General features: G+C 52.1%; 14 protein-coding genes, 1 pseudogene and 1 other annotated feature. Of the genes and pseudogenes, 7 read left to right on the top strand and 8 right to left on the bottom strand.

Annotated features, from left to right (window positions below):
• Positions 1–260 precede the first annotated feature (260 nt).
• The 4 genes from C1N59_RS09575 to topA all read right to left on the bottom strand — a co-directional run bounded on the left by C1N59_RS09575 (position 261) and on the right by topA (position 4859).
• Positions 261–440 (bottom strand): hypothetical protein, encoded by a 180-nt coding sequence (locus C1N59_RS09575; RefSeq protein ID WP_033741823.1) that lies wholly within the window; start codon positions 438–440, stop codon positions 261–263.
• Between the two features lie 3 nt (positions 441–443).
• Positions 444–602 carry a YmiA family putative membrane protein gene (locus C1N59_RS09570; protein WP_006119333.1) on the bottom strand — a complete coding sequence of 53 codons (159 nt, stop codon included), beginning with the start codon at positions 600–602 and terminating at the stop codon, positions 444–446.
• A 495-nt stretch (positions 603–1097) separates the two neighbouring features.
• The gene (gene cysB / locus C1N59_RS09565; protein WP_033741825.1) at positions 1098–2072 is read right to left on the bottom strand and encodes an HTH-type transcriptional regulator CysB; all 975 of its coding nucleotides are present in this window, start codon (positions 2070–2072) and stop codon (positions 1098–1100) included.
• Between the two features lie 189 nt (positions 2073–2261).
• Positions 2262–4859, bottom strand: a complete 2598-nt coding sequence (topA, locus tag C1N59_RS09560) for a type I DNA topoisomerase (protein ID WP_185199391.1) — start codon at positions 4857–4859, stop codon at positions 2262–2264.
• Positions 4860–5230: 371 nt separating this feature from the next.
• Here topA and C1N59_RS09555 point away from each other — a divergent pair, with 371 nt between their 5' ends.
• Positions 5231–5479 carry a DUF2498 family protein gene (locus C1N59_RS09555; protein WP_033741829.1) on the top strand — a complete coding sequence of 83 codons (249 nt, stop codon included), beginning with the start codon at positions 5231–5233 and terminating at the stop codon, positions 5477–5479.
• Between the two features lie 28 nt (positions 5480–5507).
• On the opposite strand, the gene sohB is transcribed toward C1N59_RS09555, so the two are convergent.
• Positions 5508–6554, bottom strand: coding sequence for a protease SohB (gene sohB, locus C1N59_RS09550; protein ID WP_205950396.1), 1047 nt, complete (start codon positions 6552–6554; stop codon positions 5508–5510).
• A gap of 173 nt (positions 6555–6727) precedes the next feature.
• Between sohB and C1N59_RS09545 the strand changes: the two genes are divergently transcribed.
• The 3 genes from C1N59_RS09545 to C1N59_RS09535 all read left to right on the top strand — a co-directional run bounded on the left by C1N59_RS09545 (position 6728) and on the right by C1N59_RS09535 (position 9857).
• Complete coding sequence (locus tag C1N59_RS09545) at positions 6728–7489, top strand: YciK family oxidoreductase (protein ID WP_006119341.1); 762 nt, start codon at positions 6728–6730, stop codon at positions 7487–7489.
• Positions 7489–8079, top strand: coding sequence for a cob(I)yrinic acid a,c-diamide adenosyltransferase (cobO, locus tag C1N59_RS09540; RefSeq protein ID WP_039340187.1), 591 nt, complete (start codon positions 7489–7491; stop codon positions 8077–8079). The genes C1N59_RS09545 and cobO overlap by 1 nt, the downstream gene beginning before the upstream one ends.
• Positions 8080–8543: 464 nt before the next feature.
• Positions 8544–9857, top strand: coding sequence for a CitMHS family transporter (locus tag C1N59_RS09535; RefSeq protein WP_006119344.1), 1314 nt, complete (start codon positions 8544–8546; stop codon positions 9855–9857).
• 88 nt (positions 9858–9945) lie between these two features.
• Here C1N59_RS09535 and rluB read toward each other — a convergent pair whose 3' ends face one another.
• Complete coding sequence (gene rluB, locus C1N59_RS09530; protein WP_006119347.1) at positions 9946–10830, bottom strand: 23S rRNA pseudouridine(2605) synthase RluB; 885 nt, start codon at positions 10828–10830, stop codon at positions 9946–9948.
• Between the two features lie 1078 nt (positions 10831–11908).
• On the opposite strand from rluB, the gene C1N59_RS09525 reads away from it, so the two are divergent.
• A complete protein-coding gene (locus C1N59_RS09525; protein ID WP_006119348.1) occupies positions 11909–12550 on the top strand; it encodes a hypothetical protein in 642 nt (213 codons plus the stop codon).
• A gap of 5 nt (positions 12551–12555) precedes the next feature.
• Here C1N59_RS09525 and C1N59_RS09520 read toward each other — a convergent pair whose 3' ends face one another.
• The gene (locus C1N59_RS09520; RefSeq protein WP_039340183.1) at positions 12556–13176 is read right to left on the bottom strand and encodes an L-threonylcarbamoyladenylate synthase; all 621 of its coding nucleotides are present in this window, start codon (positions 13174–13176) and stop codon (positions 12556–12558) included.
• 12 nt (positions 13177–13188) lie between these two features.
• Positions 13189–14073, bottom strand: coding sequence for an RNase RNM (locus tag C1N59_RS09515; RefSeq protein ID WP_324021450.1), 885 nt, complete (start codon positions 14071–14073; stop codon positions 13189–13191).
• Positions 14074–14227: 154 nt separating this feature from the next.
• Positions 14228–14330: a sequence feature (Trp leader region), on the top strand.
• 23 nt (positions 14331–14353) lie between these two features.
• Here C1N59_RS09515 and C1N59_RS09510 point away from each other — a divergent pair.
• Together C1N59_RS09510 and trpD are read left to right on the top strand one after the other, a co-directional pair.
• Complete coding sequence (locus C1N59_RS09510) at positions 14354–15916, top strand: anthranilate synthase component 1 (RefSeq protein ID WP_394550667.1); 1563 nt, start codon at positions 14354–14356, stop codon at positions 15914–15916.
• Positions 15916–17509: pseudogene (trpD, locus tag C1N59_RS09505) on the top strand (bifunctional anthranilate synthase glutamate amidotransferase component TrpG/anthranilate phosphoribosyltransferase TrpD). The gene C1N59_RS09510 and the pseudogene trpD overlap by 1 nt, the downstream one beginning before the upstream one ends.
• Position 17510: the final 1 nt, after the last annotated feature.

Here is a 17510-nt window from a genome sequence, read left to right as displayed (position 1 = left end):
GAGGCATTATTGAGAAAGAGACACGTTTAAATTATAGCGCTGCCCAGAGCGCTGCCATCCACACGGTAAATGAGAACGCATAAGCACTAAACCAGGTCATTTTAATCATATTCATAGCAATACTCCTGCGTAGAAAGGGCAATAAAAGCCGTACTCGCATCCTGATAAGGGATGACATCATTTATGCAACGTGTGAAGAGCGCTTAATTAAGTAAGCCTGAAAGACAGAAGAAATGTCGAAAGAAAAACGTGATGTAAAATTATTTTGTTTTCGGGTCCAGAAAGGACTCGATGAAATTACGCTGATGCTCGTTGAGATCCCAACTTTCGGGGATAGTCACTTTTTCCGCCTTTGCAACCGGCTCTTTCGCTTTATAGCCAGAGAGACGATGCTGACGAGTCGTCATGGTGTGCTTATGGCAGAGTGCGTTTGCCCACATGGCTTAACCCCAGATGCGCCAAATCATTAATGCTACAACCACCCAGAACAGCGCTGAGGCAGCGAACACAGTTAACCAGGCATTGCGACGAGTGTTACCTGTACGCTTAACCTTGGTGCTTTTAGCCGGGAAGCCCGGATCAACAGTCAGTCTCGTAGCCATAGTTTTTGATAATCACTCTCAATAAAACGATTGATAACATCGATTAAGATTTAGGAGGAATCCTAAACCCGTTAAGGCCAAAAATCCAGTCATTTTTATTGCACAAAACGATTAACGCAATTTATCAAAACTGTAAAATTACTTAAGTAACGATTAATGACTTATTACCCATACTATTAAAATCCGCCTGACAAAAATTTGAGTTAATTTAACTTCAGATCCAGTCATTACTAAAGACCGTGTTAACTAACCCTTAAATAAAAGCTTCTCCATCAAGCGTTAACTGGAGTATGGGAATAATCCTGGCAGCCCGCAAAGAAATCGCGTCAAAAATGTGTCGTATTTCGCATTTAAGATACAGCAAGCTTTAAACATGTGATCGACGTTACATTTACAAAAAGATAATGAAACTTCTCAATATAAACATGGCGCTAACATTCTTGCATAAAAAAGGCTGCACTAAGCAGCCTGAGAATACGCGACGACAGATAACCGTTACTTAAACGGCAGCTTGATATCTTTAAACATGGCCTCAATGTCCTCGTTGGAACGCAACGCTACAGCCGTATCCACGACATCGCGCGTCAGATGAGGAGCGAAGCGCTGGATGAAGTCATACATATAACTGCGCAGGAAGGTGCTGCGGCGGAAACCAATCTTCGTCGTACTGTTGGTGAAGATTTCAGAGGCTTCAATTCTGACGAGGTCAGGATCAGCAACGGGATCCACCGCCATACTCGCAATCACCCCTACGCCCAGCCCCAGGCGAACATACGTTTTAATGACGTCGGCATCCGTTGCGGTAAAGACGATACGTGGCGTCAACCCCGCGCGCATAAAGGCGGTATCCAGCTCGGAGCGTCCGGTGAAGCCGAAGGTATAGGTTACCAGCGGAAAATCGGCCAACTCCTCTATCGTGACCTGCCCTTTTCCCGCCAGCGGATGGTCTGGCGTGACCACGATAGCGCGGTTCCAGTGATAGCACGGTAGCATAATGAGATCGTCGTAGAGGTGGAGCGCTTCCGTGGCAATTGCAAAGTCTGCGTTGCCTTTAGAAACCGCCTCGGCAATCTGCGTTGGTGAACCCTGATGCATATGCAGCGAGACACGTGGATAACGTTCGATAAAGCCCTTAATCACGCCGGGCAGCGCATAGCGCGCCTGAGTGTGCGTAGTGGCAACATATAACGAGCCTTTATCCGGCCAGGTATGTTCACCTGCGACAGATTTTATGGCATCTACTTTGGAGAGCACTTCGCGCGCAATGCGAATGATTTCTTCACCGGCGGGCGTAACCTGCGTCAGGTGCTTACCGCTGCGGGCGAAAATCTGCACCCCAAGCTCATCCTCCAGCATACGGACCTGCTTACTGATGCCCGGCTGCGAGGTGTAAAGCCCTTCTGCTGTCGATGAAACATTCAGGTTGTGGTTCACGACTTCTACGATATAGCGCAACTGCTGTAATTTCATATCTGTTGTTATCCTGGTCGGTTACAGAGTCGCATCCCCGGGTGGCGTACTGTCGCCCAGGCGGGTGAAAGGTGCTGAGCAGAAAGAAGGGATCGGAAATGCTATAACCACTATAGCATTTTAAGTATCAATGTAGAACGGAATGATATAAGGCGGGGAAAAAAGGCCAGCAATGCTGGCCTTACAGGGTTACTTTTTCGCTTCCTGCCACTTGCCGTCAATGTAAAACGCTGACCAGCCTGTCGCTTTGCCGTCTTTTTCAGACGCCACATACTGCTGTTTCGTTTTACGGCTAAAGCGCACCAGCGTCTTGTTGCCTTCCGGATCGGTTGCTGGCGCTTCGGCCAGATATTTCAACTTCTCAGGTAAACGGTCGTGGAAACGCTGCAGCTCTTCCACCAACGGTGCGCGGGTTTCACGCGATTTGGGGAAGGTATTGGCGGCCAGGAACACACCGGCAGCACCGTCACGCAACACAAAATACGCATCCGATTTTTCACACGGCAGTTCGGGCAGCGGCACGGGATCTTCTTTCGGCGGGGCGACATCGCCATTACGCAAAATCTTACGGGTGTTCTTACAGTCATCATTGGTACAGGCCATGTACTTACCGAAACGCCCCATTTTCAGGTGCATTTCAGAACCACATTTTTCGCACTCGACGACCGGACCATCGTAGCCCTTGATACGAAACTCCCCTTCTTCGATTTCATAACCATCGCACTCAGGGTTGTTACCGCAAACGTGCAGCTTGCGTCCGTTATCAATCAGATAGCTGTCCATCGCTGTGCCACATTTCTGGCAACGACGACGGGCACGCAGCGCGTTGGTTTCGGCATCGTCCCCTTCCAGAATATTCAGAACTTCATTTTCCGGAATCAGGTTGATGGTTTGCTTGCAACGCTCTTTCGGCGGTAACGCATAGCCTGAACACCCCAGGAAAACACCGGTGCTGGCTGTCCGAATCCCCATTTTACGGCCGCAGGTTGGGCAGTCGATGGAGGTCAGGACCATCTGATTCGGCTGCATTCCGCCTTCTTCCGGATCTTTCTCAGCCTGTTCCAGCTGCTGGCTGAAATCGGAGAAGAAGCGATCCAGAACCGTCTTCCACTCCGCCTGATTGTTGGCGACCTGGTCGAGGCTGTTTTCCATGTGAGCGGTAAAGTCGTAATTCATCAGCTCGCGGAAGTTCTCTTCCAGACGATCGGTGACAATTTCGCCCATTTTTTCAGCGTAAAAGCGGCGGTTTTCCACCCTGACGTAGCCACGATCCTGGATAGTGGAAATGATGGCCGCATAGGTCGAAGGACGGCCGATACCGCGTTTTTCCAGCTCACGGACCAGTGAAGCTTCACTAAAGCGGGCCGGTGGCTTGGTAAAGTGCTGGCTGGGTAACAGGTCCTGCAGGCTCAGCTCATCGCCAACGTTAACCGGCGGTAAAGTACGATCCTCATCATTCTTACGCAGCGCAGGCATGACTTTGGTCCAGCCGTCAAAGCGCAGCGTACGCCCTTTGGCCTTCAGTTTGTAATCCCCTGCCGTGACTGTCAGCGTGGTCGAATCGTACTGTGCCGGTGTCATCTGACAGGCGACAAACTGACGCCAGATAAGCTGATACAGTTTCTGCGCATCCGCTTCCATATCTTTGAGCTGCTCGGCCAGCACTTCCACATCTGATGGACGGATGGCTTCATGCGCTTCCTGCGAATTCTCTTTGCTGGCGAAGGTATTCGCCGCATCGGGCAGGTACTTTTTACCAAAATGGCCTTCAATGTAGCCGCGCACCATCGAAACCGCATCCTGGCTCAGGTTCGTGGAATCGGTACGCATATAGGTGATATGGCCCGCTTCATACAGGCGCTGCGCCATCATCATGGTCTTTTTCACGCCAAAGCCCAGCCGGGTACTCGCCGCCTGCTGCAACGTGGAGGTAATAAACGGCGCGCCGGGTTTGCTGCTGGTTGGCTTGTCTTCACGGTCCGTGACCGCAAAGCGCGCTTTCTCCAGCAGAGCCAGCGCGGCGTGCGTCTGGTCGTGATTGACCGGACGGAACGGTTTATCGCCCGCATGAGTGACGTCCATCGTCAGCTCATCGCCCTTCGGCGTGGTCAGGTTAGCGCTCAGTTCCCAGTACTCTTCGGGCACAAAAGCTTTGATTTCACGCTCACGCTCAACCACTAACCGGACAGCAACAGACTGCACGCGGCCGGCAGACAGGCCTCGCGCGATTTTTTTCCATAATAACGGGGATACCATGTATCCCACGACACGGTCCATAAAGCGGCGTGCCTGCTGTGCATTGACGCGGTCAATGTTGAGTTCGCCCGGCGTTTCAAACGCCTGGCGAATCGCATTTTTGGTGATCTCATTGAACACCACACGGCTAAAGCGCTTATCGTCACCCCCGATCACTTCCCGCAGGTGCCACGCAATGGCTTCCCCTTCGCGGTCAAGGTCGGTTGCGAGATAGATATGGTCGGCGTTCTCGGCTAAAGCTTTGAGTTCCGCTACCACTTTCTCTTTATTGGGCAGGATTTGATAATCCGCTTCCCAGCCGTGATAGGGATCAACGCCCATACGACTGACCAGCGCGGCTTTCTCATCCTTCTTAACTTTTTTGGCTTTCTTATCTGTCGGGGTTTCAGCACTTTTTTTGGCGGTTGAACCACTGGTCGGCAGATCCCGGATATGGCCCACGCTGGATTTCACCACGTAGCCACTGCCGAGGTATTTATTGATTGTTTTAGCCTTTGCCGGGGACTCAACAATAACGAGTGCTTTACCCATATTTACCTTTACCTAATGAATACATCCTGCTCAACGGGAGAGGATTGGACGCCCTGAAAACCCATCGGGTTCAATATTGCTACGCCTGTTTGGTATTTCAAGACGTGGGGCTCAATCTCTGGTCAGTCGATTCTTTACAGTGCAACTTTATGATAAAAATCGCTTTTTCTGCCTGACTTAATCGCACTTCCCGGTGCAATATCCCTGGAATCTGAAACGCCCACACTGTACCTGATAAAATCTGTTACGCAACTTAATTAGCATCTGGTGTGAGGAAAGCCCTTTTTTTACCCCTGCCCACGATTTGTCGAACAGTGCAGTACGGAAGTAATATAGAAAGAATTATCAGACTGTCAAAAAGGCACAGACATATGCAGAATCTGACTGAGGGAGTGTCGTCCCAGGCACTGTTAGATATCGCTAACGCGATGCTCAGGGAACATGATGATTTTATCGCCGGTATTGAAGCTACTGCCGTCAGCCAGCAGGGCGATGTGCTGGTGTTTAAAGGGCCGTACTTTTTGGACGCGGAAGGCCTGCCGACCGCAAAAACCACGGCGGTGTTCAACCTGTTCAAACACCTGGCCGTTCTGCTGTCACCCCGTTATCACCTGGTATAAAAAACCCGGCCTGAGCCGGGTCGATGCATCACAAAAACCGTTTGTCGCTGCGCTGCCACCATTTGAGCATAATGCGCTCAAGCACCTGCCCTGCGCTTTGCGTCAGGCGATCGATTTTTGAACGACGTCGTACATACGTCACGCCCAGTACCGTGAATTTCGCCATATTCGCGATAATGAGATCGTCACTGGTCGAAATACGATCGATCAGGCCCAGTCCAAGCGCCTGCCGGCCATACCAGTGTTCGCCGGTTGCCACCCGGTCAATGTCGAGGGAAGGACGCATTTCATGAACAAACTGTTTAAACAACAGGTGGGTTTCGTTCAAATCCTGCTGGAATTTTTCACGTCCTTCTTCGGTGTTTTCACCAAACAGCGTCAGCGTACGTTTGTACTGACCCGCCGTGTGTAACTCAACGTCAATGTCATTACGTTTCAACAGACGGTTGAAGTTAGGGATTTGCGCGACAACCCCGATGGAACCGATGACGGCAAAAGGCGCGGCCACGATGGTATTGGCCACACAGGCCATCATATAGCCGCCGCTCGCCGCCACTTTGTCCACGGCCGCTGTCAGCTTCAACCCGGCATCACGCAGGCGCTGCAATTGTGACGCCGCCAGGCCATAACCGTGAACCATGCCGCCCGGGCTTTCCAGACGCAGTAATACTTCATCGCCCGGCTGGGCAACCGCCAGAATGGCTGAAATTTCTTCGCGTAGCGATTTCACTTCACTGGCATCGATGCTGCCATTGAAATTAAGCACGTACAACGTGGGTTTAACGGTGTCGACATTGCCCTGCTTCGCGTCGCGCTTCTCTGCTTTCGCCTTCTGTTTTTCGGCCTTTTTATGGTTTTTTAACCACAGTTTTTGCGCCTGCGGTTTCATTTTCTCAAGCTGCAACGCCTCTTTCATCTTGTTGTAATCGTCATCTAACCGCGTTAATCGCAGTTGTCCGCCCGGGTGACGTTTACGCTGAGCGGCATGTACAACAATCATGACGATGGCAGCAATGGCAACGACCACCGTCACCGCTTTTGCTAAAAACAATCCATAACTCAAAAGAAGATCCATCGTGTCGCCTTATTAAACAGAGGATTACTGACAAACGCCTAGTTTAACGGGTTTATGCTACTGCGTCGCCTGAAATGCCAGCATCTGGCACAGATTGTCCCTATTGCTAATTGCGTCGTGCCCTGAATTAGGGCATAAAGCGAAAAACCCAGACGTTGCGGGAGGTTCCCAACATGCATTATCAACCGAAAGATGATCTACTTGCCCATCGCATTATCCTGGTGACGGGTGCCTCTGACGGCATTGGACGCGAAGCGGCCCTGACCTACGCCCGCTTCGGCGCGGAGGTGATTTTACTGGGGCGCAGCGCTGAAAAGCTGCAGCAGACAGAAGCGTTGATAAACCAACTGAACAAGCGCCCTGCCCATTCGGTGGTATTGGATCTTTCAGACGCCACGCCGGCACGCTGTGCGCAGCTAGCGCAGGAACTGGCGCAAACATTCTCCCGTCTGGATGGTGTGTTACATAACGCCAGTATCTTAGGTGAGATTGTTCCGCTGGCCGACCTGGATCCGCAAATCTGGCAACAGGTCATGAAAATTAATGTTGATGCCACGTTTTACCTCACCCAGGCGCTATTGCCGTTGCTGCTCAAATCCGAAAGCGGCTCGCTGGTATTCACGACGTCAAGTGTGGGCCGTACCGGGCGCGCGGGTTGGGGTGCCTACGCGGTATCAAAGTTCGCCACAGAAGGCATGATGCAGGTGCTGGCCGACGAGTATAAAAATCAGGCATTGCGGGTTAACTGTATTAATCCTGGTGGTACGCGTACGAAAATGCGCGCCAGTGCGTTTCCTCAGGAAGACGCCGGTAAACTCAAAACGCCTGCCGATATCATGCCTCTTTACCTCTATTTAATGGGCGATGACAGCCGCCGTAAAACCGGTATGAGCTTCGATGCGCAGCCAGGCAGAAAACCCGGGGCCGCAGAGTAATGACCAGCGATCGTCATCAACAGCGGCAACAGCGTCTGAAAGAACAGGTGGATGCCCGCATTGCTGCCGCTCAGCAAGTCAGAGGCATTTTGATGGTGTTTACCGGAAACGGTAAAGGTAAAACCACCGCTGCGTTTGGCACGGCTCTACGCGCCTGCGGGCATGGCAAACGTGCCGCGGCCATTCAGTTCATTAAGGGAGAATGGCCCAACGGCGAACGCAACCTTCTGGCCCGGCACGGGGTGGAGTTTCAGGTAATGGCAACGGGTTTTACCTGGGAAACGCAAAATCGCCAGACCGACACAGCGGCCTGCCTGGCCGTCTGGGATCATGCCAGACGCATGCTGTCGGATGATACGCTTGATTTAGTGATTCTGGATGAAATCACCTACATGATCAGTATGGATTATCTGCCACTCGACGAGCTGGTAACCGCTCTGCAAGGCCGTCCTGCCCACCAGAGCGTCATCCTTACGGGTCGGGGTTGCCATCGCACCTTACTGGATATGGCTGACACCGTGACGGAAATGCGTCCGGTGAAACATGCCTTTGACGCCGGTATCCAGGCACAGCAGGGAATAGACTGGTAGCCTTTACCGCAGGCTGGCTGCCCTTATGCATCCGGCCTGCTTATCTTACGCTGTGCCCCTCTGTACTTCCTTTTCCCTGTTTATCGGCCTGCATGCCCGCTTATTGTCATTGCAGCCTGGCGCAGCTGGTCCTCAGGGCTTTTCCCGCTTTTATTTTCCATTCATGTTAATTTTGCGAAACGTTTTACGCGCCTTTTCCAGAAACCCTGCCTGAAAACCGGCGTCATCCGCCGCCGCCATGATTGATCTCAATCACATATTTTTACCGTTGAGAGACGTAAAACCGATCGGGATCACTCTTCAATGTTAAATAAATGATAAAAAAATATTTAGCTTTAATATCATCCCATTGCGCGTGGTTAATCAAATCAACAGGTTAATCATTACCGTGCTAATCGATTCCATAATTAAATGTTCTTTCTGATAACAATTGAATAACTTTTTCCAATAAGAGGGCTCTTATTTTGCTGACCATACTGGGCTTTACGATGGTGGTTTGTTTCATGTATCTGATCATGACCAAACGCATGTCAGCGCTAATCGCGCTCATTCTTATCCCGACGCTTTTTGCGCTTATCGGCGGGTTTTATCACGGACTTGGGGAAATGATGCTGAACGGGGTCAAAACGCTGGCTCCAACGGGTGTGATGCTGACGTTTTCTATTCTCTATTTCGGCCTGATGATCGATGCCGGACTGTTTGATCCGCTGGTGCGTTTCATCCTGAAAATTGTGCGTGGCGACCCGCTTAAAGTGCTGGTCGGTACCGCTGTATTAACCTTGCTGGTCTCGCTGGATGGCGACAGTTCCACCACGTACATGATTGCTATTGCCGCGTTTCTTCCCCTCTACCGGAAACTGGGCATGAATGTGCTGGCAATGACCTGCCTGGTTAACCTGGCCAGCGGCATCATGAACCTGTCGCCGTGGGGAGGCCCCACAGCCCGCGCGGCGGCCGCGCTGCGCATTGATGCGCTGGATATTTTCATTCCCATGCTACCGGCCATCCTTATCGCCTGTGTTGCTCTTGTCGGTCTGGCCTTCGTGTTTGGGCTACAGGAACGTAAACGTCTGGGCGTCATGCGCATCAGCGACGACCATCTGAATAATATCGAACTGGGCCTGGGTGATGCAGACGAATGCGCAGCAAATCGCCGGCCCAAAATGTTCTGGCCAAACTTTATTCTGACCACGGTACTGCTGGTGCTTCTGGTGGTGGGTGCCATGCCCATTCAGATTCTGTTTATGCTGGCTTTTGCAATTGCCGTCATGCTTAATTACCCCTCGCTTGAGGAGCAAAAAGCCCGTATCGGTTCACACGCCAGTAATGTGCTGGCGGTGACTGCCTTGATTTTTGCGGCAGGTATTTTTACCGGCATACTGTCAGGTACCGGCATGGTGGACGCCATGGCGAAAAGTCTGCTGGCGTTTATTCCGCACAGTTTCGGACCTTATCTTGCGCTATTTACCGCCCTGATCAGTCTGCCGTTTACCTTTTTTATGTCCAACGATGCTTTCTACTTTGGCATTCTGCCTGTCATCGCGCAGACGGCCGCCAGCTATGGTATTTCAGCAGAAGAAATTGCCCGAGCCTCTATTGTGGGCCAACCCTTCCATCTGCTGAGTCCACTGGTGCCGTCGGTCTATTTGTTAGTCGGTCTGGCCAAAGTGGATATCGGTGACCATCAACGTTTTGCCATAAAATGGGGGATTTTGATTAGCCTGGTGCTGATGGCGGGCGGCTTAGTAACCGGCGCGTTTCCCCTCTTCCACCGGTAAGATGTCCGGGAGCGTCAGCCAGAAAGTAAAAAGCCGCAACAGACGATGTTGCGGCTTTTTTATAGCCTTATATCAACCCGGCAGGCACTCAGGTTGCGTTGCGTTTGCTACTGGCATTACGACGAGCGGGTCTGCCACTGGCCTGACTGTGGCGTTTCACGGCCCGACGAATCTGATTGGCTTTTGTACGACGGCGATCTTTCTCAACCGCCAGTTTGGTGACGGTTTCGTCATCCATTCCTACCAGATTGCGCAGATAATTGACCGCTGGCAGATCCAGTTCCATCCAGCCACCGCGTGGTACACCTTTTGGCAAGGTGATGTCGCCATAGCGGACACGCATCAGGCGGCTGACCTGTACACCCACGGCTTCCCATAAACGGCGAACTTCACGGTTGCGTCCTTCAGTCAGGGTGACGTTGTACCACTGGTTGATGCCTTCTCCACCCGCAAAACGCAATGTTTTGAACGCTGCCGGACCATCTTCCAGTTGCACACCTTTACTGAGCTGACGAATTTTGTCATCGTCAACCTGGCCAAACACACGCACCGCGTATTCACGTTCCACTTCCCGGCTGGGATGCATCAGGCGGTTAGCCAGTTCACCATCCGTTGTAAAAAGCATGAGTCCACAGGTATTCACGTCAAGGCGGCCAACGGCAATCCAGCGTGAACCGCGCAGGCGCGGCAGACGATCGAAGACCGTAGGCCGCCCTTCAGGATCGCTGCGTGTGCAGAGTTCACCTTCAGGTTTATAATACGCCAGCACACGGCACACTTCTGTTGCAGATTCAGCAATCGATACCAGATGGCCATCAATACGGATTTTCAGGGCTTTATTGTTTTCGATGCGATCGCCGAGTGTGGCAAGCTTACCGTCAACGCTCACGCGTCCGGCCGCAATCATCGCTTCAATTTCACGACGCGAACCGTGACCGGCACGCGCTAAGACTTTTTGTAACTTCTCGCTCATGGAGCTACCTCATTGTCGCCTTCCCAGGCGTCGGATGGATTAGGCAATTAAACCTTTAAAATCAATAGGTTATATTTTCCTGTTGGCCCCATTATACAGCATGTCTGAGGCATTGTAACCCGTAATGTGCCGCCCGGAAGCGGCGTACGGGGCCTGGCTGCTGACCCGTGCCTTACGACACCTGTCCCAGGCGTGACGGTCCCTACGCGCTCACGCCTGATCCGGTTAAGATCTGGTCGAATTAGATGGCTGCGTTGCGCCCTGATGATCGCGCAAGAAGATCATTATAAGCACATACGTTTATTTAGGGTAATTAAGTCAAATGACACAATCGTAGCAGGGGAGAATATTATCTGAATGTCACACTTGGTTACTTCATTTTAATTAATGTTACTTATCGCAGCTATTGGCTTTATTTCCGTCTTTACTCGCTTTTATAAATCATTTCCTGCCAAAACCGGTAGTGAATTAATGATTAAGTCTCCAGGTATCTGGCCTGACACTTTTCATTAACGGCTCACACTCAGTTGGCGCGCTAAACAGTTTTATTTTTGTGGCTGTTTACAAAAAATAAAAACAATACACCGCTACTTAAGTCAAATAAAATCATTGTGGGCCCCGGCAGCCCTCTGTTAGCCCGCCTCGCATCTTCAATGCACCCTGTTTACTCTATTATCAACAGGTTGCGTCGGGAAAAGCTATACAACATAAAAATCACTGTACAATTTTATTCATCAGCCGATAATGAAAGAATAATAAGGTGGTCATCACCCTGTTTTTTATCATTAAGTCCGCAATGACTTTTTTTTCTACCCTCGTAAAGTTAAAAAAAATTGGACTATTGCAATCTATTGCCGATAACACATTATGCGACCGGACAGTGAGCAGATTTTAATCCGTACGGTGTCAGTTATTTCTGACCCGGGCATTAAATTGCAGCACGCTAAAGGGTTGTTATTAATCTTAATACTGGCGCATCGGGAAACGCTGCGTTAATACGGCTCACGATGAGCTTTAATTTGCATGTCCTTAATCTTCACCAGGGATTTTACTGGCATGCTTAAGCGAAGACACCACCATGAAAAAACGTTTTGTAAGTTCAGCGTTGATTGCGTTGGCGCTGAGCGGTTGTTCCGTGGGCCATACCGAGTACAGCCGAACGGCAATGCAGCACGTGGATATGAGCGTGACAGGCATTCCGACGATTCTGGGTTTAGGCACGCTGGGCACCACTATTCCGTTGACGCCTGAATACAGCCTGACTGCCGCGCATGTGGCAAAATTTGCCGTGCAGCGCGTGAAGTCTTATCACCCTTACTGCGACCTTGCGATTATTTATCACAAGAATCCGCCTGATACGCTGGCTCACTTCCGCAGCACCGATATTGGCGATCACGTAAAGATGTACGGTTACAGCTATATTTCGGCGCTACCTGTTGAATCAAAAGGTGTGAATCTCGCACGCACCGCCATTCGTAACCTCTGGAATAAAAGTCCGTGCATCGCGATGGCTTCCAATGCTGGCGTGGTTCAGGGGATGTCTGGCGGTGGGGTCTTCAATAGTGACGATACCATCGGCGGCGTGATCGTCGGGTATTCCGATTCAATTAAAAATGGCCGTAGCGGGAAAGTGATACTGAAAGATGTGTCACTCTATATCCCTTACGGCCAGTTTAAAAACTGGTTACAGGCGACGATTCCTGACACCCGTAAAACCTGACTGGCTTACATAAAAGGCGTTGTGTCGCCAGCGCCTTCACGGACAATTTCAGGGGCATCACTGGTCAAATCAATCACGGTGGTAGGCTGCTGTCCCAGCGTGCCGCCGTCAATGATTAAGTCCACCAGCTTACCAATACTGTGCTGAATGTCTTCCGGATCAGATTCAGTGAAATCATTGCCTGGCAGAATCAAGGATGTCGACATCATCGGTTCATTAAGCGCTTCCAGTAACGCCAGGGCCACTGGATTCGACGGGACACGTAAACCAATGGTTTTACGTTTCTCGTTCATCAGACGGCGCGGGACTTCTTTCGTCGCCTTCAGAATAAACGTGTAATTGCCCGGCGTGTTATTTTTAATCAGGCGGAACGCGCTGTTGCCCACCTGTGAATACACCGACAACTCAGACAAATCGCGGCACATCAGTGTGAAATTATGATGGCCATCCAGTTGTCGTATACGGCAAATGCGCTCCATCGCGCCTTTTTCTTCCAGACGACATCCCAGGGCATAGCCTGAATCGGTCGGATAAACAATCACGCCACCTTTGTTCAGGTACTCCACAGCCTGGTTAATCAGACGCGGTTGCGGATTATCCGGATGAATATGAAACAGTTGACTCATAAAAACCTCTTGTCACCTTTCCGTGCATTCAGCAGCCGGAGCCAGTACGGGAAAGCGTTCCCAGACGGGTTCTACGGCTGCGGGTAACCACAGTTTGCGGCCTAACTCAATCCACGGGCAGGGTTGATGAAAATCAGAACCTTGCGATGCGGCCAGATCGTTATCCCGGGCGTACCCGGCTAACGTGGTACGCTCATCGGGTGCCTGCTGACATTGTGCCACCTCGATAGCATCACCCCCCGCAGCGCGAAAATACGCGATCAGGCGTTTCAGCCATTTTGCCGACAATCCGTAGCGTCCCGGATGAGCCAGCACCGCACAGCCACCAGAATGGTGAATGGCATCAATGGCTTGATTAATTGTACACCATTGCGGCGGCACGTAGCCGGTTTTGCCTCGGGCCAGATAATTTTTGAATACCTGCGCCATAGTGCTCGCTTTGCCAACCTCAACCAGATAGCGGGCAAAATGTCCCCGCGTGATCATTCCCCCTTCGGCTAAACGCAGGGCGCCCGCCAGTGCATCGGGAATCTGGGCTTTTTCAAGCCGCTCAGCAATGCGTTGGGCGCGTTCCAGTCGCGTCGTATACTGACCAGCGAGGAACTGCGTCATGACGGGATGATGAATATCGATATTTAATCCAACAATATGGATCTCATGATTTTCCCACAGCGTGGAAATCTCGACGCCGGCTATGACATTGACTGGCAACGAAGCACGTAATGCGGCCTGCTGTGCCTCGGCGACGCCCGCCACGGTATCGTGATCGGTAATGGCCAGCACACCTACGCGCATTTCAACCGCACGCTCGACCAGCGCCTGCGGGGATAGCAATCCATCGGAAGCCCGTGTATGACTATGTAGATCGTAAAGCGGAAAACGGGCGATATCGCTCAAAACAACTCCTGCTGGCGATGGAACAGGTCAGCATGATAACGATTTTATGGGTCACTGAAAAAGTGTATTGACATTTTTGTCACGAACCAGTTAACTAGTACACAAGTTCACCGCAGACGGGTATGTGTTTATGAAAATGGTTATTACGCTTTTCACTGGTTGGTGGCGCAATGTTTCCCGGTCGGGCGGCGTTGTCGTGCACACTTAGCGTAAACCTGTGCAGATACCTGAGCCCGCCAACAAGCGGGCTTTTTTTTGGACGACATTCAGAGAAATCATCATGCTCAATGCAAAACCTACAGTGAAGTTAATTACCGGTAACGCCCCTTATCGGGAAGATCCCGCCGCGGTTTTTCATCAGTTATGCGGCGCACGCCCGTCAACGCTGCTGCTTGAATCTGCGGATATCGACAGCAAGGAAAATTTAAAAAGTCTGATGATCATCGACAGTGCCCTACGTATCAGCGCGCTGGGTAACTGCGTCACTGTGCAGGCCCTGTCTGATAATGGTCGGGCGCTGCTGCCGCTGCTGGACGAGGCGCTTCCCGCCGAAATCAAAAATGAATCGCGCCCTGATGGCCGGGTGTTAACATTTACGACGACCCACGATCAGCAAGATGAAGACTCTCGCTTACGCGCCCTGTCGGTGTTTGATGCCCTGCGTGTGATTCCGCAGTTAGTAAACTCGCCTGCCGATGAGCGCGAAGCCGTGTTCGTTGGCGGCCTGTTTGCCTATGATCTGGTCGCCGGTTTTGAGGACCTGCCGACGCTCAGCAGTGAGCAGCGCTGCCCTGACTACTGTTTATATCTGGCGGAAACCCTGCTGGTGCTCGATCACCAGGCACACAGTGCCCGCCTGCAGGCCAGCCTGTTCTGTCCGTCCACCCATGAATTCCAGCGTCTGCAAAGCCGTATTGAGCAGTTACACGGACAAATGCTGCAACCTGCACCTGCGTTGCCCGTCAAGCCGGTCGAAACGATGACGCTGACCACCAGCCAGAGCGATGAGGAATACTGTAATGTGGTGAGGAAGATGCAGGATGCTATTCGTATTGGTGAGATCTTCCAGGTCGTGCCATCACGTCGCTTCTCACTGCCCTGCCCGTCGCCGCTGGCCGCTTACGATACGTTAAAACGCAGTAATCCCAGCCCGTATATGTTCTTTATGCAGGATCAGGATTTTTCGCTCTTTGGCGCCTCGCCGGAAAGCTCGCTCAAGTACGACGCCGCCTCACGACAGATCGAAATTTACCCGATTGCCGGAACGCGTCCACGCGGTCGACATGCGGATGGCTCGCTGGACCGCGATCTGGACAGCCGTATCGAACTTGAAATGCGCACCGATCATAAAGAGCTGGCCGAGCACCTGATGCTGGTCGATCTCGCACGCAATGACCTGGCGCGCATTTGTCGTCCCGGAAGCCGCTACGTCGCGGATCTGACCAAGGTTGATCGTTATTCCTTTGTTATGCACCTGGTCTCCCGCGTGGTGGGGACATTGCGTGAGGATCTGGATGTGCTACATGCCTACCGCGCCTGCATGAATATGGGCACGCTGAGCGGCGCACCTAAAGTTCGCGCCATGCAACTGATCGCTGAAGCCGAAGGCACCCGACGCGGTATTTACGGCGGCGCTGTCGGCTATTTCACCGCCAACGGTGATTTGGATACCTGTATTGTGATCCGCTCAGCCTACGTGGAAGACGGCGTGGCCACTGTACAGGCCGGCGCGGGCGTGGTGCTCGATTCTAACCCACAGGCCGAGGCCGATGAAAGCCGCAATAAAGCCCGCGCCGTGCTGCGCGCTATCGCCACTGCTCATCACTGCAAGGAGATCTTCTGATGGCTGACATCCTGCTGCTGGATAACATCGACTCATTTACCTACAACCTTGTCGATCAACTGCGCACCTTTGGGCACAACGTGGTGATTTACCGCAACAACGTACCGGCCGCTTTGCTGACTGAACGTTTGCAGAGCATGGACAATCCTGTCCTGATGCTGTCACCCGGCCCTGGCGCGCCGAAAGACGCGGGCTGTATGCCCGAACTGCTGCGTGCGCTACGCGGAAAGTTACCGATTATCGGGATCTGCCTGGGCCATCAGGCGATTGTGGAAGCGTATGGCGGCCATGTCGGTCAGGCCGGTGAAATTTTGCATGGCAAAGCGTCATCCATTAATCATGACGGCGAGGCGATGTTTGCCGGACTGAGTAATCCTCTTCCCGTTGCCCGTTACCACTCACTGGTGGGCAGCAATACACCAGACGAATTAACGGTCAATGCCAGCTACAACGGCATGGTGATGGCCGTCCGTCATGAACACGATCGGGTTTGCGGATTCCAGTTCCATCCTGAATCCATTTTAACCACTCAGGGCGCACGTCTGCTTGAACAGACACTTGCCTGGGCGCTGGCGAAGTAACAGGGAGAACGCAATGCAACCGATTCTGGAAAAACTTTACCAGTCGCATAGTCTGACGCAGGCAGAAAGCCACCAGCTGTTCAGCGCCATTATTACCGGCCAGCTTGAACCTACCCAACTGGCGGCGGCGTTGGTTGCGATGAAAGTCCGGGGCGAGAACCCGGAGGAAATCGCCGGGGCAGCCTGTGCCTTACTTGAAGATGCCAAACCGTTTCCGCGTCCGGATTATGCGTTCGCCGATATTGTGGGCACCGGCGGGGATGGCAGTAACAGCATTAATATTTCAACCGCCAGTGCCTTTGTCGCCGCTACCTGTGGTCTGAAGGTGGCAAAACATGGCAATCGCAGCGTATCCAGCAAATCGGGGTCATCCGACCTGCTGGCCGCTTTCGGGATTAACCTGGATATGCCCGCTGAGCTGGCGCGGCGCGCACTGGACGATCTGAATGTCTGCTTCCTGTTCGCACCGCAGTACCACACGGGCTTTCGCCATGCTATGCCGGTGCGTCAGCAGTTGAAGACCCGCACGTTGTTTAACGTTCTGGGGCCACTGATCAACCCTGCGCGTCCACCGTTAGCCGTTATTGGCGTGTACAGCCCTGAGCTGGTCTTGCCGATTGCTCAGACGCTGAAAGTATTAGGCTACCAGCGTGCAGCCGTGGTACATGGCGGCGGCATGGATGAGGTTGCCCTGCACGATGTGACACAGGTGGCCGAGCTGCGCGAAGGGGAAATCACCCGCTATCAGTTAAGTCCGGAGGATTTTGGTTTCGGATTCCATCCTAAAGACGCGCTGGCAGGCGGCACGCCCGAAGAAAACCGTGACATTCTGACACGTTTACTCCAGGGTAATGGCGAGCAGGCCCATGAGGAGGCGGTTGCCGTGAATGTGGCCATGCTCCTGAAAGTATTTGGTAATGAAGATCTCCGTGAAAATGCACAGCGTGCGCTTAATGCCATCCGTAGCGGTCAGGCTTATGAGCGCGTGGTGGCTCTGGCATCAAGAGGATAAT

The sequence above is a fragment of the Pantoea sp. SGAir0183 genome (genome assembly GCF_043545505.1).
Note: the sequence above shows the minus strand (reverse complement) of the source record. Positions and strands in the feature narration are given on the sequence as shown.

Coding starts and splice junctions, on each gene's coding strand:
- cobO (WP_039340187.1), top strand. CDS start 7,489: ATGACCAGCGATCGTCATCAACAGCGGCAACAGCGTCTGAAAGAACAG.
- C1N59_RS09525 (WP_006119348.1), top strand. CDS start 11,909: ATGAAAAAACGTTTTGTAAGTTCAGCGTTGATTGCGTTGGCGCTGAGC.
- cysB (WP_033741825.1), bottom strand. CDS start 2,072: ATGAAATTACAGCAGTTGCGCTATATCGTAGAAGTCGTGAACCACAAC.
- C1N59_RS09575 (WP_033741823.1), bottom strand. CDS start 440: ATGTGGGCAAACGCACTCTGCCATAAGCACACCATGACGACTCGTCAG.
- sohB (WP_205950396.1), bottom strand. CDS start 6,554: ATGGATCTTCTTTTGAGTTATGGATTGTTTTTAGCAAAAGCGGTGACG.
- C1N59_RS09545 (WP_006119341.1), top strand. CDS start 6,728: ATGCATTATCAACCGAAAGATGATCTACTTGCCCATCGCATTATCCTG.
- C1N59_RS09520 (WP_039340183.1), bottom strand. CDS start 13,176: ATGAGTCAACTGTTTCATATTCATCCGGATAATCCGCAACCGCGTCTG.
- topA (WP_185199391.1), bottom strand. CDS start 4,859: ATGGGTAAAGCACTCGTTATTGTTGAGTCCCCGGCAAAGGCTAAAACA.
- C1N59_RS09555 (WP_033741829.1), top strand. CDS start 5,231: ATGCAGAATCTGACTGAGGGAGTGTCGTCCCAGGCACTGTTAGATATC.
- rluB (WP_006119347.1), bottom strand. CDS start 10,830: ATGAGCGAGAAGTTACAAAAAGTCTTAGCGCGTGCCGGTCACGGTTCG.
- C1N59_RS09510 (WP_394550667.1), top strand. CDS start 14,354: ATGCTCAATGCAAAACCTACAGTGAAGTTAATTACCGGTAACGCCCCT.
- C1N59_RS09570 (WP_006119333.1), bottom strand. CDS start 602: ATGGCTACGAGACTGACTGTTGATCCGGGCTTCCCGGCTAAAAGCACC.